Raw genomic sequence first — 24,011 nt, forward strand, 5'->3', positions numbered from 1 at the left:
TCATATCCGTAGGCAGCCGTGACCAGTTAGGACCAACCATGACCGCTGCGCCGACCACCGAAGTAAGCCGCCTCCTGAGCGAGGATTTCGACGGCGTCCTCGACGCCTGGTTCGCCACGCAGAAGCGCGACGGCGTGCGGCGCCCCGACCTGTTCTCCGACCGTGAAAGCCGGCGCCAGCTCTCCGAGCTTCTGCGGACCTTTTCCGAGGCGCTGGGCCGGATCGACATCAGCGAGCCGGTCGACATCGATACGGAGGCCTGGTCCGAGCTGCGCATGGCGCTGTCCGAGATCACGCTGGTGCGCACCGAGCGCGGCGTCGCGCCGTGGGAAATGACCGCCTTCATGCTGGCGCTCAAGCAGCCGGTCTTCGAAAAGCTGAGCGAGGGGCTGGCTAACACGCCCGAGCGGCTGCTCGCCGAGGCGTCGGATTTCGGCCGCGTCGTCGATGCCTTCGCGATGCATATCAACGAGCATTTCATCGCCGAGCGCGACGAGATCATAGAGCGCCAGCGCGCCGAGATGATGGAGCTGTCGACCCCGGTGGTGCAGCTGTGGGAGCGGGTGCTGACCATCCCGCTGATCGGCACGCTGGATTCGATGCGCGCCCAGGAGGTGATGGAAAACCTGCTGAACTCGATCGTCGAGCATTCCGCCGAGGTGGTGATCGTCGACATCACCGGCGTGCGGGTGGTCGACACGCAGGTCGCCCAGCACCTGTTGCGCACCGCCGCCGCGGTGCGGCTGATGGGGGCCGAGGCGATCATCTCGGGCATTTCGCCCAAGATCGCCCAGACCATGGTCGAGCTGGGCGTCGACGTGGGCGAGGTGACGACGCGCCCGTCGATCCGGGCCGCGCTCGACGAGGCGTTCCGCCGGGTCGGCTTCCGGATCAGCCGCGTCGAGGACACCCGTGTCTGAGGCGGCGTCGGTCTACAGCGTCGACAAGGTGCTGCTGGTCGCGATCCGCGACAACATCACCGATACCGACATCATCAACCTGCAGGAGGATCTCTCCGAGCGGATCGTCAACGAGGCGGCGCGCGGGGTGGTGATCGACATCGCCGCGCTGGAAATCGTCGACACCTTCGTCGGGCGGATTCTCGCGCAGCTTTCCTCGATCTCGCGGCTGCTGGCGGCCGAGACCTATATCGTCGGCATGCGCCCGGCGGTGGCGATGACGCTGGTGGAGCTCGGCATGGACCTGCCCGGCTCGAAAACGGCGCTGTCGCTCAGTCACGCGCTGCGGGCGCTGAAGGCCAAGGGTCTGGCGTGAACGGCGCGCCGGCGCAGCCGGCGGCGCGGGTGGAGCTGCGCCGGGAGCGCGATGTCGCTGCCGCGCGGCTAGCGGTTTCCAGAGCGATGGACGCGCTGGGCGCGCGGGCGCTGCGCAAGACTCGTTTCATCACCGCGGTGAGCGAAATCGCCCGCAACGCGCTTGAACACGGGGGCGGCGGGGTGATGGAGATCTACAACCTCGAACGCCCGCGCCGGATCATGATCCGCTGTCGCGACGAGGGTCCGGGCATCGCCGATATCGACCAGGCGATGGTCGACGGGTTCTCGACCGCGCGCAGCATGGGCAAGGGGCTTGGCGGGGCGCGGCGGCTGGTCGCCGCCTTCCGCATCGAAAGCCGCCCCGGCGCGGGCACCACGATCGAGATGGAGGCCGATCCATGAGACATGTCGTCGACATTTCCGACCCCAGCGCCGTCGCCGAGGCGCGGCGGCTCGCGCGCGGGCTGGCCGATGCCGCCGGGCTTGCGACAGACCGGGCCGAGGCGATGGCGATCGTCGTCACCGAGATGGCCACCAACCTGCTGCGTCACGCCCGATCGGGTCAGCTGCTGCTGCAGGTCCAGCCCGCCGCCGGGCCGCGGGTCGCGGTGGCCGCGATCGACGCGGGCCCCGGCATTCCCGACATCGACCGCGCCCTCGCGGACGGCTACTCGACGGGATCGAGCGCGGGCGGCGGGCTCGGCGCGATGCGGCGGCTGGCCGACAGCTTCGATATCCGTTCGGCGCCCGAACGCGGCACGGTGACGGTCTGCGGCTTTGGCGCGGCACCGGTGCTGGCCGGGGTGGAGATCGGCGGCTTCCTGATGAACTATCCGGGCGACCGGGCCTGCGGCGACGGGTGCGTCGCGCGCGAGGTCGGGGGGCGGGTCGATCTCTTCGCGGTCGACGGGCTTGGCCATGGCCCGCGCGCCGAGACCGCCGCCGAGGAGGCGATCGCGGGGCTCGGCGCGCTGCGCGGCGACGACCCGGCGCAGGTGCTGTCGGAGCTGTCGGCCCGGCTGGCCGGCAGCCGCGGTTCGGTCGCGGCGCTGGCGCAGATCGAGGCGGCGGACGGCCGGTTGCGGCTGGCCGGGATCGGCAACATCGCGGCGCTGCTGGTGCATCCGAACGGGCAGGTGCGGCGGTTGATCAGCCGCGAGGGGCGGCTTGGCGGCGCGGTGCGCATGCCGCCGGTCGAAACCGCGACGATGCGGCCGGGTGACGTGCTGATCCTGCACAGCGACGGGTTGTCGACGCTGCGCAGCCATGCCGAGCTGCCGCCCCTGGCGGGGATGAGCTGCGAGATGATCGCAGCACAGCTGATGCACGACCGCAACAAGGGACGGGACGATTGCTGCGCGCTGGTCGCCCGGCTGGCCGGAGAGGACGGGGCATGAGGCTGACCACGCTGAAGATCGAGGCCGATCAGGACATCGTGCGGCTGCGCATGGCCGGGCAGGAGGTGGCGCGGCATTGCGGTTTTGCCAAGTTCGCCGAGACGCGGATCGTCACCGCGCTGCTGGAGCTGGGGCGCAACATCGTCCAGCATGGCGGCGGCGGGCGGATGACGCTGGCGCTGGAGCCGCAGGCGGGCTTGCTCGATCTTGTCGTCGAGGCGCTCGATCAGGGGCCCGGCATCCCGGATGTGGAAGCGCGGCTGGCCGGTGCGGACCCGCTGCCGGGCAAGGCCGAGGGCCTGGGGCTCGGGCTGCGCGGGGTGCAGCGCATCGCCGATGGGCTGGAGATCGACAGCGGCGCCGAAGGCACCCGGATCCGGGCGCGCTTTGCAACGCGCCGCGCCGCGACCGAGGCCGCCGATATCGGCAAGCGGGTCGGGTCGGCGCTCACCGCGATGCGGCAGGCGGACCCGGCGGCGATGCTGGCGCAGCAGAACCGGGAGCTGCTCGACGCGATCGAGGAGCGCGACATGCTGATGGCCGAGGTGCATCACCGCACCAAGAACAACCTCGCGCTGGTCACCGGGCTGATGCGGCTCAGCCGCGCCGCGTCGCAAAACGAGGAAACCCGCCAGGTGCTGCGCGACCTGGAGCTGCGGGTGAAGGCGATCACCGCGATCCACGAGCGGCTGCAGCGCGCCGCCAGCGCCGACAGCACGCCGCTGCTGCCATTGCTGCGCGACGTGGCCGACCAGACGCGGCAGGCCTTCTCCACGCCGGATCAGGAAATCGCCGTGGCGGTCACGGGCGAGCCGCTGAGCCTGTCGGGCAATGCCGCGACCGATCTCGCGCTTGCGGCGGGAGAGCTGATGACCAACGCCTGCAAGCATGCCTTTGCCGGTCGCGAAAAGGGGCGGCTGCACGTCGCGTTGTCGCATGAGGCTGGCATGCTCAAGCTGACGGTGTCCGATGACGGGCACGGGCTGGCACCCGACATGGAGCGCCCCGAGCGATCGGAGTCGCTGGGCTGGCGGATGATCCGCACCATGACGCAAAAGCATGGCGGCTTCGTGCGCACATCGAGCGGAAACGGCGGTCTGACGGTGGAGCTGGGGTTCGGCGATGCGCAGCTCGGTCTGGAGCCGGTCGCCTGAAGACACACATTTGGCGGCGGTTTCCGGGGAGGAGGGAGGAAGCCGCCGCCATGTCGTGCAAGACGGCCGGGAAGGAGCAGCACGTCTTGCATCGGTAACACCGGGGGCGCCGAAAAGGTTCGCGCGCCCCGGTGAATTTTTTGTCAGGCGCGGCGCGCGGCCTGGGCCGAGATATCCTCGATCATCCCGCGGGTGATCCCGAGATCGGCCAGCTCGCGCTCGGTGAGCGCCGACAGTTCGCGGCGGGTGACGCGGTAGGCCTGCGCCTGCTGCTGGCGCTCGACGAGGCGAGCGATCAGGCGGCCGAAGAAGGAAGCGGGGCGGGCGGTCTGGTTGGTGCTGATGCTGGTCATGATCTGCGGTCCTTGGTCGTGGGGCTCGGCCTGTCGGGGCCCTCGTGTCGGGGAAGCGCCGTCCTTGGCGCTGATGGCCCCCATCTGGACCCTCAAGGGCCGCTCCACCACGTCCAAGCGCGCCGCAGCGGCTTGCAGCGGTTGCATGGCGCGGATCCGGTCCGAACCGTTTCGGGGCGCGCCTGTCAGCCGGGCGGGGCGACCGATCCCGCCTCGACGATCTCGAAGCCGCCGACCTGTTGCAGCTGCGTGACCGGGCGCCCTTCGATCGCGCCGATCAGCGCGTCGGCCAACGGCTCCCAGCTTTGCTCCAGCGCCGCGCGCGTGCCCGAGGTCGGCGGCAGCGACATCAGGTCCTCGCCGGGCAGCATGTCGTCATGCGCCACCACCGACACGTCGCCGGGCACCTTGAGCCCGAGCATCGCCAGGGCGCTGTAGATTCCCTTGGCCAGCAACATGTTGCCGGCGATCAGCGCGGTCGGGCGCGGCCCGTCCCCGCCCATCATCCGCAGCGTTGCCAGCGCCCCCACGCTTTCCGTCATCTGTCCGTGTTCGTGCAGGGCCGGGTCCACCGCCAGCCCGGCCACGCGCAGCGCGGTGTCCCAGCCCTCGCGCCGATGCGCGGCATAGCAGGTGCTGGCGATGCCGTTGACGAAGCCGATCCGCTCGTGCCCGGCGCGCAGCAGTATCGCGGTCAGCTCGCGCCCCACGGCGACGTTGTCGATGTCGAAGAACGGGTAATCGGGCCGCGGCGCGCCCCGGCCATGCATCACCAGCGGCACGCCGCGCTTTTGCAGGTAGGCCACGCGCGGGTCGCCATGCTCGGGTTCGATCAGCACGAAACCGTCGAGCGAGCCGCCATCGATCAGCCGCTGGTGCACCGACACCATGTCCTCGCCATCCTCGGCGGCGTGCAGCACGAACAGCCGCCCGCGCCGCGAAAAGGCGCCCGACAGCCCGCGCACCATCTGCACGAACATGCTGTCGCGCGGCGTGCGGTCCTGTGGCGGCAGCACCAGCCCGACGATGCCGGAGCGTCCCGAGGCGAGCCGGCGCGCCGACAGGTTCGGCCTGTAATTCAAGGCCCGCGCCGCTTCCCGCGCGCGGATCTTCGTCTCGACGCTGACGTCGTCATGGTCGTTGAGCGCGCGGCTCACCTGCGTGACCGACAGCCCCGTGGCCGCCGCGATGTCCCTGAGCGTCGCCGACATGAATTTCCTCTCGATGCTGCGCGGCACCTTGCCAAACCGAAACGCTTCGGGCAAGCCTGCCAGCAACCCGATGGCACCCCGAGGGACGAAAGGATACGAGATGAGCAAGGCGAATTGGTGGAAGGGCGCGGTGATCTACCAGATCTACCCGCGCTCCTATCAGGACGGCAATGACGACGGCATCGGCGATCTCAAGGGAATCACCGAGCGGCTGCCGCATATCGCCGAGCTCGGCGCCGACGCGATCTGGCTGTCGCCGATCTTCACCTCGCCCATGGCCGACATGGGCTACGACGTGTCGAACTACACCGACATCGACCCGACCTTCGGCACGCTGGCGGATTTCGACGCCATGGTCGCGCGCGCCCACGAGCTGGGCCTCAAGGTGATGATCGACCAAGTGCTGTCGCACTCCTCCGACCAGCACCCCTTCTTCGAGGAAAGCCGCCAGAGCCGCGACAATCCCAAGGCCGACTGGTATGTCTGGGCCGACCCCAAGCATGACGGCTCGGCGCCCAACAACTGGCAGGCCATCTTCGGCGGCATCGCCTGGGAATGGGAGCCGCGGCGCCGGCAGTACTATTTCCACAACTTCCTGAAGGAGCAGCCCGACTTCAACTTCCACAACCCGGAAGTGCAGGACTGGCTGCTCTCGACTATGCGGTTCTGGCTTGATCGCGGCGTCGACGGCTTCCGGCTCGACACGGTGAACTTCTATTTCCACGACAAGCATCTGCGCGACGATCCGGCGGATTTCCGGCTCGACGGCACGCAGGCGATCAAGCCCTACGAGATGCAGTACCACATCTTCTCGAAGAACCAGCCCGACAACATCGGCTTCCTCGAAAAGATGCGCAAGCTGATGGACGAGTATGACGACCGCACGCTGGTCGGCGAGGTCGGCGAAAGCCACCACCCGATCGAGATCATGGGCGAATACACCTCGGCCAATCGGCTGCACATGGCCTACAGCTTCGAGATGCTGAGCGCGAAGTTCACCGCCGAGCATTTCCGCCACCAGATCGACCAGTTCTTCAAGCTGGCGCCCAAGGGTTGGCCCTGCTGGGCGATGTCGAACCACGACGTGCCGCGGCACGTGTCGCGCTGGGCCGGGCATGGCGATCAGGACGCGGTCTCCAAGCTCGCCGCGGCGATGCTTCTGTCGATGGAGGGCTCGATCTGCCTCTATCAGGGCGAAGAGCTGGGCCAGACCGAGACCGATCTGGAATTTGCAGAGCTGACCGACCCGCAGGGCATCAACTTCTGGCCCGAGGACAAGGGCCGCGATGGTTGCCGCACGCCGATGGTGTGGGAAAAGGACGCGCCGAATGCCGGTTTCGGCGGGGTCGAGCCGTGGCTTCCGGTCAAGGCGCCGCAGGCGGCGCGGGCCGTCGACACCCAACAGGGCGTCGAGGGGTCGGTGCTCGAAACCTACCGCGCCCTTCTGAAGCTGCGCCGCGAGACGCCCGACCTGCGCGAAGGCCGCACCATGTTCGCCGAGACCGATGAGCCGGTGCTGGCCTTCCATCGCGGCGACAAGACGGTCTGCGCCTTCAACCTGTCGGCCACGCCGCAGCAGATCGAGATCGATGGCATCGAGGAAACGCTGTTCGCGCTCGATGCCGAGGTTGCCGATGGCAAGGTCTGGCTCGGGGCCAATGGCGCGCTGATCGCGCGGCTGGGCTGAGCTGCCGGCGGCGCGGCGTCCTTCGGGGTGTCGCGCCGCGATCCCGCACCGTGCCGTTTCCAGGCATCTTCGGCCCGTCCGGCGCACCCGCCTGGCGGGTCTTGGCGGTGAATGGGCGGAAATCCTGCCCGGATCGGTGTTCCGGGGCCAGCCGCGTCGGACGCGCCCTGAGCCACGACCGGCTGCGGCGCATCATATCAACACCTTGCCGCCCGTGGCGGTGCTCGGCAATCTCGACCGGTTGCCTCCTGCATCGCCGATGGCATCGCGCCTTCCGGCGTCTCGTCGCGGTGCCCATGGCCTGCGTTCGCTCTTTGTGCTAGAGATCGGAAAAAACCTGACAGAACAAGGCCGGGGCGGGAGCAGCCGCGACCGGCGGATGGGGGCACATGCGAGTCATCGGTATCGATCCGGGTCTGCGAAATCTCGGCTGGGGCGTGATCGAGAGCACGGGCGCCCGGCTGCGCCACGTCGCCAACGGCACCTGCCACTCCGAGGGCGACGATCTCGCCGAGCGGCTCTTGTCGCTGGCTCACCAGCTGCGCGCGGTGATCGCCGAACATGCCCCCGAAGCGGCGGCGGTCGAGCATGTCTTCGTCAATTCCGACGGGGCGGGCACGCTCAAGCTCGGGCAGGCGCGCGGCATCGCGCTGATGATCCCCGCCGAGGCGGGGCTGGCGGTGGGCGAATACATGCCCTCGACCATCAAGAAGGCCGTGGTCGGCAATGGCGCCGCCGCCAAGGCGCAGGTGCAGCACATGGTGAAGCTGCAGCTGCCCGGCGTGACGCTCGACAGCGCCGATGCCGCCGACGCGCTCGCCATCGCCATCTGCCACGCGCATCACCTGCAATCGGCGGGCCATTTCGCCGCCGCCGTGGCGCGGGCCGAAGCGGGGAGGGCGCGGGCGTGATCGGCCGTATCGCCGGACGGCTGGAATACCGCGCGGCCGATCACATTCTGGTCGACGTGCGCGGCGTGGGTTACGTGATCTATGTCTCCGATCGGGTACTCGCGCAGCTGCCCGGACCCGGAGAGGCGGTGGCGCTCTATACCGAGCTTCTGGTGCGCGAGGATATCCTGCAGCTCTTCGGTTTCCCGACGCTCGTGGAAAAGGAATGGCACCGGCTGCTGCTCACGGTGCAGGGAATCGGCGCCAAGGCCTCTCTTGCCATCCTTGGCGCGCTGGGCGCCGACGGTCTGAGCCGCGCCATCGCGATCTCCGACTGGTCGGCGGTGGCCCGCGCCAAGGGCGTCGGCCCCAAAACCGCGCAGCGCGTGGTCAACGAATTGAAGGACAAGGCGCCGACGATCATGGCGATGGGCGCGCAGGCCCCCGCGATGCCGGGCGGTGAAGCCGATGCGGTGATCGACGATGCGCCGACCGAGGCGCCCAAGCCCGCGAAGAAACCGGCGAAGAAGAAGGATACCGGCAACGCCGCAGCGCAGGCCGAGGCGCTCTCGGCGCTGGGCAATCTGGGCTACGGCCTGTCCGAGGCCGCCGCCGCCGTGGCCGAGACCGCGCATGAGGCGCCCGAGGCCGACACAGCGATGCTGATCCGCGCGGCGCTGCGCAAGCTCGCGCCCAAGGATCGCTAGCATGCCGCGCCCCATTCCACAGCACCGCATGGCGCATAGGACCGAAACATGACCGACGCCCCCGATCCCGCGCTGCGCCCCGACCGGCTGCCGGAGGACCACGACCGCGCGCTGCGGCCGCAGGGCCTGAACGAATTCATCGGCCAGGCCGAGGCGCGCGCCAATCTGCGCGTCTTCATCGAAAGCGCGCGCAAGCGCGGCGAGGCGATGGACCACACGCTGTTTCACGGCCCGCCTGGTCTGGGCAAGACGACGCTGGCGCAGATCATCTCGCGCGAGCTCGGCGTGGGCTTTCGCATGACCTCCGGCCCGGTGCTGGCGAAGGCGGGCGACCTCGCGGCGATCCTGACCAATCTCGAACCGCGCGACGTGTTGTTCATCGATGAAATCCACCGGCTGAATCCCGCGGTCGAGGAAGTACTGTACCCGGCGCTCGAAGACTACGCGCTGGATCTGGTGATCGGCGAGGGCCCGGCGGCGCGCACCGTGCGGATCGAATTGCAGCCCTTCACGCTGGTCGGGGCCACGACACGGCTCGGCCTGCTGACGACGCCGCTGCGCGACCGCTTCGGCATCCCGACCCGGCTGCAATTCTACACCGTCGACGAGCTGCACGAGATCGTCACCCGCAACGCCCGGCTGCTGGGCACGCCCGCCGATGATGCGGGCGCGCGCGAAATCGCGCGACGCGCCCGCGGCACGCCGCGCATCGCCGGGCGCCTGTTGCGCCGGGTCGTCGATTTCGCGGTGGTCGAGGGCGACGGGCGGGTGACGCAGGAGCTGGCCGACAGCGCGCTCACCCGGCTCGGCGTCGACGATCTCGGTCTCGACGGGGCCGACCGGCGCTACCTGCGGCTCATCGCCGAGGCCTATGGCGGCGGCCCGGTCGGGATCGAAACGCTGTCGGCGGCGCTGTCGGAGAGCCGCGATGCGCTGGAGGAAGTGATCGAACCTTTCCTGCTGCAACAGGGGCTGATCCAGCGCACGCCGCGCGGCCGGATGCTGGCCCATGCCGCGTGGCGGCATCTGGGGCTCGCGGTGCCGCGCGGGCCGGGCGAGGGGCAGGGCGTGCTGTTCGACTGAGGCGGCGCATGCTGGACGCGCCGGGCCGGGCCGCGTATCCCGACACCTTGAAACAGGAGGACCGGCGATGATGGATGCGAAGGCAGTCGAGGCGATGTTCACCCGTGGCGATGGCAGCTACATGTGCGCCCGCTGGGGCCGGCCCATCGCGCCGGTGGTGTTCGGGGTCGAGGACGAAACCCTCTCGGTGATGAAATCGGCGCTGCAGGCGCTGTGCAAGCTGGCCGATCACGACATGGCCGAGACCGACCCCGAGCTGGGCGTGAACCTGCTCGTCTTCTTCTGCCGCGAATGGGACGAGCTGTCGGCGGTGCCCGATCTCGACAAGCTGGTGCCGGGGCTGCCGGATCTTCTGGCCAAGCTGGAGGCCGGGGACGCCAGCCAGTACCGCGCCTTTCGGTTCGAGCCCGACGGCGCGATCCGCGCGGGCATCGTGTTCTTGCGCATGAAGGGCGAGGCGCTCGATACCCCCGCCGACGTGCTCGCGCTCAGCCAGGCGGTGCTGTCGATGCTGACATGGTCGGAGACTGCCTTCGACGAGACCTCGCCGCTGGCTTCAGCGCCCGATGGCACGGTGGTGCTGAAGCCCGAGATCGCGGCGCTGATCAAGGCGGCCTACGACCCGGTCATCCCCGCCGCCACCGACGATCCGGCCACGGCGCTGCGCCTTGCCGCGCGGATGAACCAGTGAGCCACCGCTTCGAGACCCGGGTCTATTACGAGGACACCGACCTTGCGGGAATCGTCTACTACGCCAACTACCTGAAGTTCATCGAGCGGGCCCGCACCGAATGGGTGCGGGGGCTCGGCGTCGATCAGGCCCGTCTCAAATCCGAGCAGGGTCTCGTCTTTGCGGTGCGCCGCATCGAGGCGGATTACCTGACGCCCGCCCGCTTCGACGACCTGCTCGTGATCGAGACCCGGCCCGAGGAGATCGGCGGCGCGCGGATCACGCTGTCGCAGGAGGTCCGGCGCGGGGAAACCTCTTGTTTCAAGGCTCTCGTGCAGCTCGTGGCGCTGTCCGACACGGGGCGCCCCTTGCGACTTCCGCCCGATCTGCGCGCTGCGCTCGCGGCCCGCTGACGGGTGCGGCGGCTGCGCGAAGTTCCGCCTAAACCGGCCATGCCGGGCGGCAGGGGGCTGTCGGGGGTCACGTGGCCGTGCGAAGCGCAAAGTGGATTTCGCCCCGCGGATCGGTTACAGGCGCTTGGGACGGCCCGCGAGAGGCCGCATGCGACACAAAGAGCAGGCAGATGGATCAGGTAGTAGACTTCTCGATGTGGGGGCTCTTCGCCCGCGCGACGATCACCGTCAAGTTCGTCATGATCGCGCTGATCCTGGCCTCGATCTGGTGCTGGGCCGTGATCGTGGACAAGCTGATCCAGTACCGCGCCGCCCGCACCGAGGCCGCGCGTTTCGATCGCGCCTTCTGGTCCGGCGAGCCGCTCGACCAGCTCTTCGATGAGATCGGCGCCGACCCGCGCGGTGCTTCGCAGCGGATCTTCTCCGCCGGCATGACCGAATGGCGCCGCTCGCATCGCCAGGATGGCGGGCTGATCGCGGGCGCGCAGGCGCGCATCGATCGCGGCATGGACGTGGCCATCGCCAAGGAGGCCGGACGCCTGCAGCGCGGCCTGCCGGTGCTGGCGACGACCGGCTCCACCGCGCCCTTCGTCGGCCTGTTCGGCACGGTCTTCGGCATCATGAACGCCTTCATCGAGATCGCCGAGGCGCAGAACACCAACCTCGCCGTCGTCGCACCCGGCATCGCCGAGGCGCTGCTCGCCACCGGTCTGGGCCTGATGGCCGCGATCCCGGCGGTGATCTTCTACAACAAACTCTCGGCCGACAGCGACCGGCTGGTCGGCGGCTACGAGGCCTTTGCCGACGAATTCTCGACCATCCTGTCGCGCCAGCTGGACAGCTGAGATGGGCGCGGGGGTCATGAAACCGGGCGGTGGCGGCAACCGGCGGGGGCGCCGCCGGAGCCGGGCGCAGCCGATGGCCGAAATCAACATCACGCCCTTCGTGGACGTGATGCTGGTGCTCTTGATCATCTTCATGGTGGCCGCGCCGCTGATGACCGTGGGCGTGCCGGTGGAGCTGCCGCAGACCGCCGCCTCGGCGCTGCCTTCGGACGAGGAGGAGCCGCTGACGGTGACCGTCACCGCCGAGGGCGCATTGCTGATCCAGACCACCGAGGTGCCGCAGGGCGAGCTGATCACCCGGCTGCAGGCGATCGCCGCCGAGCGGACCGGCAACCGCATCTTCCTGCGCGCCGACGGCGCCAATGCGTGGAACCGCGTGGCCGAGGTGATGGGCGCGCTCAACGCCGGGGGCTTTTCCAACATCGGTCTCGTGACCGATGTGGGCGGCTCGGATTTCGGGGCGGGCGCGCCGACCGCGCTGCCCTCGGGCGGCTGAGGTCCTGATGCCATGAGCGCGGGAGGCTACATCTCGGGCATCGGTCACACCGGCCTGCTCATCTGGCTCGTCATGGGTTGGGGGTTCGACAGCGAGCCTCTGGAATTCGACGTGGCCCCCGTGTCCGTCGTCTCGGGCGAGGAATACGCGGCGCTCGTCGCCGCCACCTCGCCGCAGCCGCAGACTGAACAGCCGCCCGCGCCCGAGAGCCCGGCGGTCGAAGACACCCCGCCCGCACCCGAAGCGCCCGAAACCCCGCCCGCCGAGGCCGCGCCACCGCCGCCCCCGCCCGAGGCCCCGGCGGATGAGACGCCGCCGCCGCCCGCGCCCGAGCCGCTGCCCGAGCCGCCCGCCGAGGCGGCCGAGGACATCGCGCCACCGCCGCCACCCCCCGCCGCCGCGCCGCCGCCCAGCCCGTTGCCGGACGTCGCCGAACGCCCCGTGCCGCGCCCCGCGCCGCGCGTCGCACCCACGCCCGCGGCCCCGCCGCCGCCCGACGCACAGGTGGCCGACACGGTGCGCGAGGCCGCGACGCCGGAGGCCGAAAGCCCGGAGGTGGCCGAGGTCGAGGAGCAGGCCACCGCGCCCGAGGAGGCCACGACCGAGATCGTGACCGAGGCCGAGGAACCCGCCGCCGCGCCGGAGACGCCGCCCGCGCCGCAGGTGGCCGCGCTGGCGCCACCATCGGCACCGCGCCCGCCATCGCGGCCCGCGCGCCCCGAACCCGCCCCCGAGACCGAGCCGCGCACCGAGACCGCCGTGTCGCAGAACGCGGAGCCCGAGCCCGATCCCGCGCCCAGCAGCGATACGAGCGACGCCGTGGCCGACGCGCTCGCCGCCGCGTTGGCGAGCACGCCGACACCCGCCGCGCCCGCCGCCAATCCCGGCCCTCCGATGACCGGGGCCGAGCAATCGGCCTTCCGCGTCGCGGTGCAGCAATGCTGGAACGTTGATGTCGGCTCGGAGGCCGCGCGGGTCACGCTCACCGTCGCCTTCGATCTCGACCCGCAGGGCCGGGTGCAGGGCGATGTGCGCCGCGTTGCCGGTCAGGGCGGCAGCGACATGGCGGTCGAGGCGGCGTTCCAGTCGGCGCGCCGCGCCATCCTGCGCTGCCAGGGGGACGGCTACGTGCTGCCCGCCGACAAGTACGAGCAATGGAAGGAGGTCGAGATGACCTTCGACCCGTCGGGCATGAGGATGCGTTGATGCGCCCTTTTGCCTGCACACCCCCGAGCCCCGGTGCCCGAAGGGGCGCCTTTCTACCACATGCCGCTGCGCAGCAAGGGGCGACAGATCCCCGCGGCCTGACGGAACGAGGACATTGATGCTGACCAGAACCATCGCGCTTCTGCTGGCGCCGCTCGTCGCGGCCACGGCCCTTCCCGCGCCCGCCCTCGCGCAGGGCGGCCCGCTTCAGATCACCATTTCCGAAGGCGTGATCGAACCGCTCCCCTTCGCGGTCCCGATGTTTCAGGCCGAAACGGCGGGGGCCGAGCAGGTCGCCGCCGACATCACCCGCGTGGTGGCGCAGGATCTGATCGGCACCGGATTGTTCCGGGAGATCCCCTCGACCTCGTTCATCTCGACGCCCGCGAGCTTTGCCAGCCCCGTGGCCTATCCCGACTGGCGCGCGATCAACGCGCAGGCGTTGATCACCGGCGCGGTGGCGGTCAATGGCGACCAGCTCACCGTGAAGTTCCGCCTCTACGACGTGTTCACCGGCGCCGAGCTGGGCGAGGGGCTGCAATTCACCGGCACGACGGGCGGCTGGCGCCGCATGGGCCACAAGGTGGCCGACGCGGTCTATTCGCGCATCACCGGCGAGAGCGGCTATTTCGACAGCCGTGTCGTCTTCGTCTCCGAAAGCGGCCCCAAGGACGACCGCGCCCGCCGGCTCGGGATTATGGATTACGACGGCGAGAACCGACAGTTCCTGACCGACAGCAACAGCCTCGTGCTGGCGCCGCGCTTTTCGCCGGGCGGCGACCGCGTGCTCTATACCAGCTACGAGAGCGGCTTCCCCCGGATCAACCTTCTGGACGTGGCCAGCGTCGGCCGCCGGCAGATCACGACCGTCGAGGGCGAGATGGCCTTCAGCCCGCGCTTTACCAAGGACGGGCAATCGGTGATCTATTCGGTCTCCACGGGTGGCAACACCGACATCTACCGCACCGATCTCGGTTCGGGCGCGCATAGCCGCCTGACCTCGGCGCCGTCGATCGAAACCTCGCCCTCGCTGTCGCCCGACGGCAGCCGGATCGTGTTCGAAAGCGACCGCTCGGGCACGCAGCAGCTTTATGTCATGCCGGTCTCGGGCGGCGAGCCGCAGCGCATTTCCTTTGGCGAGGGGCGCTATGGCTCGCCCGTCTGGAGCCCGCGCGGCGATCTCATCGCCTTCACGAAACAGAATGCGGGCCGGTTTCATATCGGCGTGATGCGCACCGACGGCTCCGAGGAGCGGCTTTTGACCTCGTCCTTCCTCGACGAAAGCCCGACCTGGGCGCCGAACGGGCGGGTTTTGATGTTCACCCGCGAGACACAGGGCGCTTCGGGCGGCCCGCAGGTGCATTCGGTCGACATCTCGGGCCGCAACCTCAAGCAGGTGCCGACGGGCGGCTTTTCTTCCGACCCGTCATGGGGCCCGCTGCAGCAATGATGCGCCGTTTGCACGCGACCGGTCGCGTGCTAGGCATTCGGACAAACACTCCTCCAGGGGCAGGACGAACCACATGAACAAGTATCTTACCGCTTCCATCCTCGTCGGTGCGCTGGCGCTGTCGGCCTGCACCCGTCCCGACCGCTTCGGCGGCGGCGCCGATGGCATGGCCGGTGGCGCCGGTGCCGGTGCCAATGCGGGCGCCGGCTTCGACCAGTCGGGCGCGATCGGCCAGAGCGGTCTGGGCAATCCCGACAGCCCCGAATATTTCGCCCAGAGCATCGGCGACCGGGTGCTGTTCCAGGTCGACCAGTCGACCCTGACCTCCGAGGCGATGGCGACGCTGGACGGGCAGGCGCAGTGGTTGATGACCAATTCCGACTACCTTGCCGTGATCGAGGGCCATGCCGACGAGCAGGGCACGCGCGAATACAACGTGGCGCTGGGCGCCCGGCGCGCCAACGCGGCGCGCGAATACCTGATCTCGCGCGGGGTGCCGTCGTCGCGGCTGCGCACCATCTCCTACGGCAAGGAACGGCCCGTCGCGACCTGCTCGGACCCGAGCTGCTACGCGCAGAACCGCCGCGCCGTCACCGTCATCGCCGCCGGGGCGCTGAGCTGATGCAAGGTTTCCTGCGCCCGCTCGCGCTCCTGTGTGCCCTCGCGGCCCCGGCCGCCGGCATGGCGCAGGAGCAGGACAAGACCCTCGCCGACATCCGGCAGGAGCTGTCGGTGCTCTATGGCGACATCCAGTCGCTCAAGAGCGAGCTGAACACCACCGATGCCACGCCGCAGGCGGTGGGCGGCAATTCGGCGCTGGAACGGCTCAACGCGATCGAGGCGCAGCTGCAGGGGCTGACCTCGAAGACCGAGGAGCTGGAGTTCCGCATCAACCGGATCACCACCGACGGCACGAACCGGGTCGGCGATCTCGAATTCCGGATCTGCGAGCTGGAGAGCGACTGCGATCTCGGCCAGCTGGGCGAAACGCCGTCCCTGGGCGGCGTCGATAGCGCCTCGAACGTGCCGACCCCGGCGGCCCCCGCCGCTCCCGGTTCGGGGCCCGCGCTCGCCATCGGCGAGAAGGCGGATTTCGAGCGGGCCTCGGATGCGCTCGACGAGGGCGATTTCCAGACCGCCGCCGACCTGTTCTCGGCCTATCTGCAGACCTATCCGGGCGGAGCGCTGAGCGCCGAGGCGCTTTACAAGCGGGGCGAGGCCCTGGGTGGGCTGGGCGATGACGCGGCCGCGGCGCGCGCCTATCTCGACAGCTTTTCGGGCGATCCCGACGGCACCGTCTCGGCGCAGGCGCTGCTCCGGCTCGGGCAGTCGTTGGCGGCGCTCGGCCAGGTGTCCGATGCCTGCGTGACGCTGGGCGAGGTCGGCACCCGCTTTGCCGGCACCGCCGCCGCGAACGAGGCGCAGGACGAGATGCGGAGCCTGTCCTGTCAATGAGCCTGGGCCAATGAGCGCGGCCCCGTGACGCCGCCGGACGCGCTCCTCTGGGTCGCGACCCGGTGCTTCGAGACCGGGCCCCGAAAGGGGCTCGGTCTCGCCGTGTCGGGGGGCGGGGATTCGATGGCGCTGTTGCACATGCTCGGGCCCGAGGCGCGGGCGCGCGGGCTGCGCTGCCGCGTGGCGACCGTGGATCACGGGCTGCGCCCCGAGGCACGCGCCGAGGCCGCGCGCGTGGCCGCGGCCTGCGCCCGGCTCGGGCTTTCGCACGAGATCCTCGACTGGCGCGGCTGGGACGGGCAGGGCAACCTGCAGGATGCCGCACGCCGCGCCCGCATGACGCTTCTGGCAGGGTGGGCCGAACGCCACGACCTCGACGCCGTGGCGCTGGGCCATACGCGCGACGATCAGGCCGAAACGGTGCTGATGCGTCTTGGGCGGGGGTCCGGCGTCGACGGGCTTTCGGGAATGGCGAAGGCACGCGGGGCGGGGGGGCTGACCTGGCTCAGGCCGCTTTTGGAGCTGCGCCGCGACGATCTGCGGCGCTGGCTCGAGGAGCGGGGTCTCGGCTGGGATGACGACCCCTCCAACACCGATCCGCGGTTTCTCAGGGTGCGGGCGCGCGCCGCGCTCAAGGCCATTGAACCGGTGGGGGTGACGCCGGACGGGCTCGTCGCGACCGCCGAGCGGATGGCACTCGCGCGCGAGGCGCTCGAACATCTTGCCGACGATCTTTCATCCCGGGCAACGCGGCTGGCCTGCGGCGCGGTGGCGATCAAGGCGGAGGCGCTCGCCCGCGCGCCCGCGGAGACGCGGCTGCGGCTCGTCTCTGCGGCGCTGCGCTGGATCGGCGGGTCGGTCTACCGGCCCCGGCTCGGGGCGTTGCGCGCGGCGCTCGATGGCGCGGCCACCGCGCGGCGGACCTTGGGCGGCGTGGTGCTTGAGCCGTGGCGCGGCGCACTGTGGTTGAGCCGCGAGATCGCCGCCACCGGGCCCGCCGCCGAGATCGGCGCGCCGTGGGACGGACGCTGGATCGTGACCGGACCGGTGCTTCCGGGGGCGCGCATCGCGGCGCTGGGGCCGGCGGGATTGCCGCAATGCCCGGGCTGGCGCGAGCTTGGCGTTGCGCGCGCGGCGCTGCTCGCCAGCCCGGCGGTCTGGCAGGGCGAAACGCTCATCGCCGCGCCTTGCGCGGGGCGGGGCGGCGCGTGGTCGGCGCGGATTGTCGCGGGTTTCCCTTATCGGGTGCTTCCGCATTGAAGATGACGCTGCAATCTCTATCTTGATTTCGTGGCCCGCGCGCCGATAAGCGCGGCCAAACCTATTTTTCGGAGGAAATCCCTTGGGCAACGCGCGCAACATCGCCTTCTGGGTCGTGCTTTTCTTGCTGATCCTGGCGCTGTTCAACCTGTTCAGCGGTGGGCAGTCCACGCTCCAGTCGAATTCCCGCAACTATTCCGACTTCGTCGAAGCGGTGGAGACCGGCAACGTATCGCAGGTCACGCTGGACGGCGAAGAGGTGCGCTATCGCGGCACCGACGGGCGTGACTATGTCACCATCAAGCCCGAGGATGCCGAAGTTACGCAGCTGCTGATCGATCAGGACATCCCGGTGAACGCGCGCAGCCAGGAACAGTCCGGTTTCACCACCTTCCTGCTGTCGCTTCTGCCCTTCCTGCTGCTGATCGGCGTCTGGATCTACTTCATGAACCGGATGCAGGGCGGCGGCAAAGGCGGGGCCATGGGCTTTGGCAAGAGCCGCGCCAAGCTGCTCACCGAAAAGCATGGCCGCGTCACCTTCGACGACGTCGCGGGCATCGACGAGGCCAAGGACGAGCTCGAGGAGATCGTCGAATTCCTGCGCAACCCGCAGAAGTTCTCGCGCCTTGGCGGCAAGATCCCGAAAGGCGCGCTGCTGGTGGGCCCTCCGGGCACCGGTAAGACGCTTCTGGCGCGCGCCATCGCGGGCGAGGCGGGCGTGCCGTTCTTCACCATCTCCGGCTCCGACTTCGTCGAGATGTTCGTGGGCGTCGGCGCCAGCCGCGTGCGCGACATGTTCGAGCAGGCCAAGAAGAACGCGCCCTGCATCGTCTTCATCGACGAGATCGACGCCGTGGGCCGGTCGCGTGGCGTCGGCTATGGCGGCGGCAACGACGAGCGCGAGCAGACGCTGAACCAGCTTCTGGTCGAGATGGACGGCTTCGAGGCCAATGAAGGCATCATCATCGTCGCGGCCACCAACCGCCCCGACGTACTCGACCCGGCGCTGCTGCGCCCGGGCCGCTTCGACCGCCAAGTGCAGGTGCCGAACCCCGACATCAAGGGCCGCGAGAAAATCCTCGGCGTGCATGCCCGCAAGGTGCCTCTGGGACCGGATGTCGACCTGCGCATCATCGCCCGCGGCACGCCCGGCTTCTCGGGCGCGGACCTCGCCAACCTCGTCAACGAGGCGGCGCTGATGGCCGCGCGCGTCGGTCGGCGCTTTGTCACGATGATCGATTTCGAGAACGCCAAGGACAAGGTCATGATGGGCTCGGAGCGCCGCTCCATGGTCATGACCGAAGACGAGAAGAAGCTGACCGCCTATCACGAGGCCGGTCATGCCATCGTCGGCCTCAACGTCCCGCAGCACGACCCGATCCACAAGGCGACGATCATCCCGCGTGGCCGGGCGCTCGGCCTCGTCCTCTCGCTGCCCGAGCGGGACCAGCTGTCGGTGACCTACACCAAGTATACCTCCAAAATCGCCATGGCGATGGGCGGCAAGGTGGCCGAGGAGCTGATCTTCGGCAAGGAGAACGTCACCTCCGGCGCCACCTCGGACATCCAGCAGGTCAGCAAGATCGCCCGCGCGATGGTCACGCAGTTCGGCTTTTCCGACAAGATCGGCCATATCGACTATGCCAACGAGCAGCAGAGCTATCTCGGCTCTTACTCGGGCGGCACCGGTCATTCCGCCGAGACCCAGAAGACCATCGACGAAGAGGTCCGCCGGATCATCGACGAGGGCTACGACACCGCCAAGCGCATCCTGACCGAGCGCCACGAGGATCTGGAGCGGCTGGCGCAGGGCCTGCTCGAATACGAGACCCTGACCGGCAGCGAGATCACCCGCGTGATCGCCGGCGAGCCGTTGAACCGTGGCGATGACGACGACAGCCAGAAGCCCGAGCAGGGCGGCGGCGCGTCGGTCACGGCGATCCCCAAGACCCGCAAGCCCAAATCGACCGAGGGCGGCATGGAGCCCGAGCCGAGCGCCTGACGCCCCGGCCCCCGACCGATCGAAGCCCCGGCCCCGCAAGGTGCCGGGGCTTTTTCATGCGCGCACCTTGCCATGGCCATGGCTGGCCGCGCTTGTGACGCGGCATGGGCGCTGGCATTGAAGGGGCGGAGTTATCGAGGACAGCCCATGCCCGCACTTGCCCCCACCGATTTTCATGGCCGCGTCACCTGGCTTGGCCGCGTGCCGCATCGCGATGCGGCCCCCATCGCGGGCGAGCCGCTCGACGAGATGACGCTCGGTTTCGGCGGGCTTTCGGGTGAGATCCATGCCGGAACGACCCGGCCTTCATGTTCGCGGGTGACGGCGCAGCACCCCAAGGGGACCGAGATCGCCAACACCCGGCAGCTCAGCCTCGTCGGGGCCGAGGAGCTGGCGCGTATTGCCGAAACCCTCGGGCTCGACGCGATCGACCCGGTCTGGCTCGGGGCGTCGGTGGTCGTCGCGGGGCTGCCCGATTTCAGCCATTTGCCGCCTTCGGCGCGGCTGCAGGGGCCGGATGGCTGCACGCTGGTGGTCGACATGCAGAACCGGCCCTGCCAGTTCCCGGCGATGACCATCGAGGCGGCGCATCCGGGCCATGGCCGCGCCTTCAAGTCGGCGTCAAAGGGTCTGCGCGGCCTCACCGCATGGGTCGAGCGCCCCGGCACGCTGCGGCCGGGGGACGCGCTGCGGCTGCACCTGCCGGATCAGAGAGCGTGGCGTCCCGACACGCCGCAGGACGCATAAGCGCATCGAAAGGTCGCGCGCGCGCGGGACAATCCGGGCCGGGTCGCAACGCTGGAACGGCACAGGGGAGGCCGGGACATGGCGCAAAAGACCGACATCGAGATCGCCCGCGCGGCGGACAAGCTGCCGATCCGCGAAATCGGCGCGAGGCTCGGCATCGACGAGGCCGACCTGCTGCCCTATGGCCATGACAAGGCCAAGATTTCGCAGCGCTTCATCGACAGCCTCAAGGGCCGCCCCGATGGCAAGCTGATCCTCGTCACCGCGATCAACCCGACGCCCGCGGGCGAGGGCAAGACCACCACCACCGTCGGGCTTGGCGACGCGATCAACCGGATCGGCCGCCGCGCCGCGATCTGCATCCGCGAAGCTTCGCTCGGGCCGAATTTCGGCATGAAGGGCGGGGCGGCGGGCGGCGGCTATGCGCAGATCGTGCCGATGGAGGACATGAACCTTCATTTCACCGGCGATTTCCACGCGATCACGGCGGCGCACAACCTGCTCGCGGCGATGATCGACAACCACATCTACTGGGGCAACGCGCTGGAGATCGACACGCGCCGCATCGTCTGGCGCCGGGTGATGGACATGAACGACCGGGCGCTGCGGCAGATCACGGCAAGCCTTGGCGGCGTCATGAACGGCTTTCCGCGCGAGGCGGGCTTCGACATCACCGTGGCGTCCGAGGTCATGGCGATCCTGTGCCTCGCCACCGACCTGACCGATCTGCAAAACCGGCTCGGCGACATGATCGTGGCCTACAGGCGCGACAAGACGCCGGTCTTCGCGCGTGATCTCGACGCCGATGGGGCGATGACGGTGCTGTTGCGCGACGCGATGCAGCCCAATCTCGTGCAGACGCTGGAGAACAATCCCGCCTTCGTGCATGGCGGACCGTTTGCCAACATCGCGCATGGCTGCAATTCGGTGATCGCGACGCGGACGGCGCTCAAGCTGGCCGATTTCGTGGTGACGGAGGCCGGATTCGGCGCCGATCTCGGGGCCGAGAAGTTCTTCGACATCAAGTGCCGCAAGGCCGGGCTGCATCCCGACGCGGTGGTGTTGGTGGCGACGATCCGGGCGCTCAAGATGAATGGCGGCGTGGCCAAGGAGGATCTGGCCCGCGCCGATCCCGAGGCCGTGGCGCGCGGCTGCGCCAATCTCGGGCGGCATCTTTCCAATCTCAAGGGGTTCGGCGTGCCGGTGGTCGTTGCCATCAACCATTTCGAGGGCGATGGCGATGCCGAGACCGCGGTTGTCACGGATTACGTCCGGCAACACGGCGCCGAGGCGGTGCTGTGCCGTCACTGGGCCGAGGGCGGCAAGGGGGCCGAGGCGCTGGCCGAGCGGGTCGTGGCGCTCGCCGAAAGCGGCGCGTCGTCTTTCGCGCCGCTTTACGAGGAGCAGATGGGGCTGTTCGACAAGATCGACACCATCGCGCGGCGCATCTACCATGCCGATCAGGCCATCGCCGATGCGAAGATCCGCGACCAGCTCCACGCCTGGGAGGCGCAGGGCTATGGCCACCTGCCGGTCTGCATGGCCAAGACGCAGTATTCCTTCACCACCGACCCGACCCGGCGCGGCGCGCCGACAGGGCATGACGTGCCGGTGCGCGAGGTGCGGCTGTCGGCGGGGGCGGGCTTCGTCGTCGCGGTCTGCGGCGAGATCATGACCATGCCCGGCCTGCCGAGCCGCCCCGCCGCCGAGAAGATCCGCCTGAGCGAGACCGGCCATGTGGAGGGCCTGTTCTAGCCCGCCATCCTGTGGGAAAAGGCTTTCGAAAAGCTTTCGGAGGACTTCGGATGACGGCAGCGGCCGAAATCGGTGACATGACGGCGCTCAGGCGCGAGATCGACGCGATCGACGCGGACCTGGTGCGGCTCCTGGCCCGGCGCGCCTCGATGATCGAACGCGCGATCGAGCTGAAGCCGGGCGAGGGGATGCCCGCGCGGATCGAGACTCGGGTGCGGGACGTGCTCGACAAGGTGATCGCCCGCGCCCATGCCGAGGGGCTCGACCCCGGTCTCGCCGAGCGGCTGTGGCGTGAGATGATGGAGCATTTCATCGCGCGCGAAGAAGAGGTTCTGGGCAAGGGAGACGTGGCATGAGCGCGACGATCATCGACGGCAAGGCGTTTTCCGCCAAGATCCGGGGCCGCGTGGCCGAAGAGGTCGCGGCGCTGAAGCGCGACCACGGCCTCGTCCCCGGTCTTGCCGTGGTGCTGGTCGGGGCCGATCCGGCCTCCGAGGTCTATGTGCGCTCCAAGGGCCGCAAGACGGTCGAGGCGGGAATGGAGAGTTTCGAGCATCGCCTGCCCGCCGAGACGACAGAGGCCGATCTGCTGGCGCTGGTCGAAAAGCTCAACACCGATCCTGCGGTGCACGGCATCCTCGTGCAGCTGCCGCTGCCGAAACACATGAATGCCGACGCGGTCATCAACGCCATCGACCCGGCCAAGGACGTGGACGGGTTTCACATCTCGAATGTCGGCCTGCTGGGCACCGGGCAGAAGGCGATGGTGCCCTGCACGCCGCTGGGCTGCCTGATGATGCTGCGCGACCATCTGGGCGACATGTCCGGCAAGGAGGCGGTGGTGATCGGCCGCTCCAACATCGTGGGCAAGCCAATGGCGCACCTGCTCCTGGGCGAAAGCTGCACGGTGAGCATCGCGCATAGCCGCACCAAGGACATCGAAGAGGTGGTGCGCCGCGCCGACATCGTGATCGCGGCGGTGGGGCGGCCCGGCATGGTCAAGGGGGCGTGGATCAAGCCCGGCGCCACGGTGATCGACGTGGGCATCAACCGGATCGATGCGGGCGACGGCAAGACGCGGCTGGTCGGCGACGTCGATTTCGACGAGGCGCGCGAGGTCGCGGGCGCGATCACGCCGGTGCCGGGCGGCGTCGGGCCGATGACCATCGCCTGCCTTCTGGCCAACACGGTGACCGCTGCCTGCCGGGCCAACGGGCTGCCCGAGCCCGAGGGGCTCACGGTCTAGAACCGCTTGCGGCCCCGCCCCGCGCCGCCGCGCGCGGGGTAGGGGACGAGCAGCGGCTTCGTCCCCGTCAGTACCGCGAAGGCCGGGCTGCCGATCAGCGCGCGCAGTTCCGGCGCGGTGGCAGGCATGCCGCCGGTATAGGCGCCATAGGCGGGCAGGATCATCCGGTCGGTGTCGAACAGAAGGCAGGGTGTGGTGCCGCGGCCTTGCAGGCCGAGCTTGGGGTGATAATGACCCGACAGCTCGCCGCGCGCGCCCGGAGCCGCGATGTGGCGAAAGGTCAGGGGGCCGATTTTCAGCTCGGCGTGATGCTCGCCGGGCAGCCCCGCAGGGCCGGGATCGTGGTTGCCTTCGACCCAGTGCCAGCCGCGCGCTTCGATCAACGATACGAGCCGCGCGCGATCCTGCGCGCAGAGCCCCGCCGCCGCATCCAGATCGTCGAAGCTGTCGCCCAAGCACAGCACGGAGCCCGCGCCGGTCGCGTCGAGATCCGCGGCCAGCCGCTCCAGCGTCGCGCGGGTTTCATAGGGCGGCAGCATGGCGCCCTGCCTGCGCGCGATGCGCTCGGATTTGCCCAAATGCAGGTCCGACACGATCAACAGGTCGCGCGCAGGCCAGTGCAACGCGCCGGAGCCCAGCGCGCAGAGCGTTTCGCCTCGGAAGGGGATGTCGAGTCCGTTCATGGAACGGTCCCATGCCCGCGCGAC

26 protein-coding genes are annotated in these 24,011 nt (G+C 69.5%); 23 read left to right on the forward strand and 3 right to left on the reverse strand.

All coding sequences use genetic code 11. From position 1 onward, the window contains the following. Positions 1-38: 38 nt before the first annotated feature. From LOKHON_RS13475 to LOKHON_RS13495, 5 genes are read left to right on the forward strand one after another with little or no spacing between them, the layout of a single operon-like run. Positions 39-920, forward strand: a complete 882-nt coding sequence (locus LOKHON_RS13475) for an STAS domain-containing protein (RefSeq protein ID WP_017927201.1) — start codon at positions 39-41, stop codon at positions 918-920. Beyond that, the gene (locus LOKHON_RS13480) at positions 913-1,275 is read left to right on the forward strand and encodes an STAS domain-containing protein (protein WP_017927202.1); all 363 of its coding nucleotides are present in this window, start codon (positions 913-915) and stop codon (positions 1,273-1,275) included. The genes LOKHON_RS13475 and LOKHON_RS13480 overlap by 8 nt, the downstream gene beginning before the upstream one ends. Continuing rightward, positions 1,272-1,679, forward strand: a complete 408-nt coding sequence (locus tag LOKHON_RS13485) for an ATP-binding protein (RefSeq protein WP_017927203.1) — start codon at positions 1,272-1,274, stop codon at positions 1,677-1,679. Before LOKHON_RS13480 ends, LOKHON_RS13485 begins: the two co-directional genes overlap by 4 nt. Next, entirely contained in the window at positions 1,676-2,674 is a 999-nt protein-coding gene (locus LOKHON_RS13490; protein ID WP_017927204.1) for a SpoIIE family protein phosphatase, read from the forward strand. The genes LOKHON_RS13485 and LOKHON_RS13490 overlap by 4 nt, the downstream gene beginning before the upstream one ends. Then, positions 2,671-3,828 (forward strand): sensor histidine kinase, encoded by a 1,158-nt coding sequence (locus tag LOKHON_RS13495; protein WP_017927205.1) that lies wholly within the window; start codon positions 2,671-2,673, stop codon positions 3,826-3,828. The genes LOKHON_RS13490 and LOKHON_RS13495 overlap by 4 nt, the downstream gene beginning before the upstream one ends. Before the next feature lie 143 nt (positions 3,829-3,971). Here LOKHON_RS13495 and LOKHON_RS15965 read toward each other — a convergent pair whose 3' ends face one another. After that, entirely contained in the window at positions 3,972-4,181 is a 210-nt protein-coding gene (locus LOKHON_RS15965) for a DUF1127 domain-containing protein (RefSeq protein WP_017927206.1), read from the reverse strand. A 185-nt stretch (positions 4,182-4,366) separates the two neighbouring features. Then, a complete protein-coding gene (locus tag LOKHON_RS13505) occupies positions 4,367-5,419 on the reverse strand; it encodes a substrate-binding domain-containing protein (RefSeq protein WP_162561811.1) in 1,053 nt (350 codons plus the stop codon). Between the two features lie 73 nt (positions 5,420-5,492). On the opposite strand from LOKHON_RS13505, the gene LOKHON_RS13510 reads away from it, so the two are divergent. From LOKHON_RS13510 to folD, 18 genes are all read left to right on the forward strand, one after another. Further along, the gene (locus LOKHON_RS13510; protein ID WP_017927208.1) at positions 5,493-7,079 is read left to right on the forward strand and encodes an alpha-amylase family glycosyl hydrolase; all 1,587 of its coding nucleotides are present in this window, start codon (positions 5,493-5,495) and stop codon (positions 7,077-7,079) included. Between the two features lie 389 nt (positions 7,080-7,468). Beyond that, positions 7,469-7,990 carry a crossover junction endodeoxyribonuclease RuvC gene (gene ruvC, locus LOKHON_RS13515; protein WP_017927209.1) on the forward strand — a complete coding sequence of 174 codons (522 nt, stop codon included), beginning with the start codon at positions 7,469-7,471 and terminating at the stop codon, positions 7,988-7,990. After that, entirely contained in the window at positions 7,987-8,676 is a 690-nt protein-coding gene (ruvA, locus tag LOKHON_RS13520; RefSeq protein WP_017927210.1) for a Holliday junction branch migration protein RuvA, read from the forward strand. Before ruvC ends, ruvA begins: the two co-directional genes overlap by 4 nt. Before the next feature lie 48 nt (positions 8,677-8,724). After that, positions 8,725-9,759: a Holliday junction branch migration DNA helicase RuvB gene (ruvB, locus tag LOKHON_RS13525; protein WP_017927211.1), complete on the forward strand. Its 1,035-nt coding sequence runs from the start codon at positions 8,725-8,727 to the stop codon at positions 9,757-9,759. 67 nt (positions 9,760-9,826) lie between these two features. Next, positions 9,827-10,450, forward strand: coding sequence for a hypothetical protein (locus LOKHON_RS13530; protein WP_017927212.1), 624 nt, complete (start codon positions 9,827-9,829; stop codon positions 10,448-10,450). Then, positions 10,447-10,842 carry a tol-pal system-associated acyl-CoA thioesterase gene (ybgC, locus tag LOKHON_RS13535; protein WP_017927213.1) on the forward strand — a complete coding sequence of 132 codons (396 nt, stop codon included), beginning with the start codon at positions 10,447-10,449 and terminating at the stop codon, positions 10,840-10,842. The genes LOKHON_RS13530 and ybgC overlap by 4 nt, the downstream gene beginning before the upstream one ends. Before the next feature lie 170 nt (positions 10,843-11,012). Beyond that, positions 11,013-11,687, forward strand: a complete 675-nt coding sequence (tolQ, locus tag LOKHON_RS13540) for a protein TolQ (RefSeq protein ID WP_026147317.1) — start codon at positions 11,013-11,015, stop codon at positions 11,685-11,687. A 1-nt stretch (position 11,688) separates the two neighbouring features. Continuing rightward, on the forward strand, positions 11,689-12,183 hold the full coding sequence (locus LOKHON_RS13545; RefSeq protein ID WP_017927215.1) for an ExbD/TolR family protein: 495 nt from the start codon (positions 11,689-11,691) through the stop codon (positions 12,181-12,183). A 12-nt stretch (positions 12,184-12,195) separates the two neighbouring features. Then, on the forward strand, positions 12,196-13,389 hold the full coding sequence (locus LOKHON_RS13550; RefSeq protein WP_017927216.1) for a hypothetical protein: 1,194 nt from the start codon (positions 12,196-12,198) through the stop codon (positions 13,387-13,389). Positions 13,390-13,507: 118 nt separating this feature from the next. Further along, a complete protein-coding gene (gene tolB / locus LOKHON_RS13555; RefSeq protein ID WP_017927217.1) occupies positions 13,508-14,839 on the forward strand; it encodes a Tol-Pal system beta propeller repeat protein TolB in 1,332 nt (443 codons plus the stop codon). Between the two features lie 73 nt (positions 14,840-14,912). Then, on the forward strand, positions 14,913-15,461 hold the full coding sequence (pal, locus tag LOKHON_RS13560; protein ID WP_017927218.1) for a peptidoglycan-associated lipoprotein Pal: 549 nt from the start codon (positions 14,913-14,915) through the stop codon (positions 15,459-15,461). Then, a complete protein-coding gene (ybgF, locus tag LOKHON_RS13565) occupies positions 15,461-16,294 on the forward strand; it encodes a tol-pal system protein YbgF (RefSeq protein ID WP_017927219.1) in 834 nt (277 codons plus the stop codon). The genes pal and ybgF overlap by 1 nt, the downstream gene beginning before the upstream one ends. 24 nt (positions 16,295-16,318) lie before the next feature. Then, positions 16,319-17,554 (forward strand): tRNA lysidine(34) synthetase TilS, encoded by a 1,236-nt coding sequence (gene tilS / locus LOKHON_RS13570; RefSeq protein ID WP_017927220.1) that lies wholly within the window; start codon positions 16,319-16,321, stop codon positions 17,552-17,554. 82 nt (positions 17,555-17,636) lie between these two features. Then, complete coding sequence (gene ftsH, locus LOKHON_RS13575; RefSeq protein ID WP_017927221.1) at positions 17,637-19,556, forward strand: ATP-dependent zinc metalloprotease FtsH; 1,920 nt, start codon at positions 17,637-17,639, stop codon at positions 19,554-19,556. 147 nt (positions 19,557-19,703) lie between these two features. Continuing rightward, positions 19,704-20,303 carry an MOSC domain-containing protein gene (locus LOKHON_RS13580; RefSeq protein ID WP_017927222.1) on the forward strand — a complete coding sequence of 200 codons (600 nt, stop codon included), beginning with the start codon at positions 19,704-19,706 and terminating at the stop codon, positions 20,301-20,303. Positions 20,304-20,381: 78 nt separating this feature from the next. Next, positions 20,382-22,058, forward strand: coding sequence for a formate--tetrahydrofolate ligase (locus LOKHON_RS13585; RefSeq protein ID WP_017927223.1), 1,677 nt, complete (start codon positions 20,382-20,384; stop codon positions 22,056-22,058). A gap of 50 nt (positions 22,059-22,108) precedes the next feature. Further along, entirely contained in the window at positions 22,109-22,414 is a 306-nt protein-coding gene (locus LOKHON_RS13590) for a chorismate mutase (protein WP_017927224.1), read from the forward strand. Further along, complete coding sequence (gene folD / locus LOKHON_RS13595; RefSeq protein ID WP_017927225.1) at positions 22,411-23,304, forward strand: bifunctional methylenetetrahydrofolate dehydrogenase/methenyltetrahydrofolate cyclohydrolase FolD; 894 nt, start codon at positions 22,411-22,413, stop codon at positions 23,302-23,304. The genes LOKHON_RS13590 and folD overlap by 4 nt, the downstream gene beginning before the upstream one ends. Here the strand turns inward: folD and pdeM are convergent. After that, positions 23,301-23,987: a ligase-associated DNA damage response endonuclease PdeM gene (gene pdeM / locus LOKHON_RS13600; RefSeq protein ID WP_017927226.1), complete on the reverse strand. Its 687-nt coding sequence runs from the start codon at positions 23,985-23,987 to the stop codon at positions 23,301-23,303. The genes folD and pdeM overlap by 4 nt on opposite strands. Between the last annotated feature and the right edge of the window lie 24 nt (positions 23,988-24,011).

The sequence above is a fragment of the Limimaricola hongkongensis DSM 17492 genome (assembly GCF_000600975.2).
Lineage (GTDB): Bacteria > Pseudomonadota > Alphaproteobacteria > Rhodobacterales > Rhodobacteraceae > Limimaricola > Limimaricola hongkongensis.

Bases quoted from the DNA above. Each gene is read 5' to 3' on its own strand.
- LOKHON_RS13475 (WP_017927201.1), top strand. From the start codon at position 39: ATGACCGCTGCGCCGACCACCGAAGTAAGCCGCCTCCTGAGCGAGGAT.
- LOKHON_RS13490 (WP_017927204.1), top strand. From the start codon at position 1,676: ATGAGACATGTCGTCGACATTTCCGACCCCAGCGCCGTCGCCGAGGCG.
- LOKHON_RS13495 (WP_017927205.1), top strand. From the start codon at position 2,671: ATGAGGCTGACCACGCTGAAGATCGAGGCCGATCAGGACATCGTGCGG.
- LOKHON_RS15965 (WP_017927206.1), bottom strand. From the start codon at position 4,181: ATGACCAGCATCAGCACCAACCAGACCGCCCGCCCCGCTTCCTTCTTC.
- LOKHON_RS13510 (WP_017927208.1), top strand. From the start codon at position 5,493: ATGAGCAAGGCGAATTGGTGGAAGGGCGCGGTGATCTACCAGATCTAC.
- ruvC (WP_017927209.1), top strand. From the start codon at position 7,469: ATGCGAGTCATCGGTATCGATCCGGGTCTGCGAAATCTCGGCTGGGGC.
- ruvB (WP_017927211.1), top strand. From the start codon at position 8,725: ATGACCGACGCCCCCGATCCCGCGCTGCGCCCCGACCGGCTGCCGGAG.
- LOKHON_RS13530 (WP_017927212.1), top strand. From the start codon at position 9,827: ATGATGGATGCGAAGGCAGTCGAGGCGATGTTCACCCGTGGCGATGGC.
- tolQ (WP_026147317.1), top strand. From the start codon at position 11,013: ATGGATCAGGTAGTAGACTTCTCGATGTGGGGGCTCTTCGCCCGCGCG.
- LOKHON_RS13545 (WP_017927215.1), top strand. From the start codon at position 11,689: ATGGGCGCGGGGGTCATGAAACCGGGCGGTGGCGGCAACCGGCGGGGG.
- LOKHON_RS13550 (WP_017927216.1), top strand. From the start codon at position 12,196: ATGAGCGCGGGAGGCTACATCTCGGGCATCGGTCACACCGGCCTGCTC.
- tolB (WP_017927217.1), top strand. From the start codon at position 13,508: ATGCTGACCAGAACCATCGCGCTTCTGCTGGCGCCGCTCGTCGCGGCC.
- pal (WP_017927218.1), top strand. From the start codon at position 14,913: ATGAACAAGTATCTTACCGCTTCCATCCTCGTCGGTGCGCTGGCGCTG.
- ybgF (WP_017927219.1), top strand. From the start codon at position 15,461: ATGCAAGGTTTCCTGCGCCCGCTCGCGCTCCTGTGTGCCCTCGCGGCC.
- LOKHON_RS13580 (WP_017927222.1), top strand. From the start codon at position 19,704: ATGCCCGCACTTGCCCCCACCGATTTTCATGGCCGCGTCACCTGGCTT.
- LOKHON_RS13585 (WP_017927223.1), top strand. From the start codon at position 20,382: ATGGCGCAAAAGACCGACATCGAGATCGCCCGCGCGGCGGACAAGCTG.
- LOKHON_RS13590 (WP_017927224.1), top strand. From the start codon at position 22,109: ATGACGGCAGCGGCCGAAATCGGTGACATGACGGCGCTCAGGCGCGAG.
- folD (WP_017927225.1), top strand. From the start codon at position 22,411: ATGAGCGCGACGATCATCGACGGCAAGGCGTTTTCCGCCAAGATCCGG.
- pdeM (WP_017927226.1), bottom strand. From the start codon at position 23,987: ATGAACGGACTCGACATCCCCTTCCGAGGCGAAACGCTCTGCGCGCTG.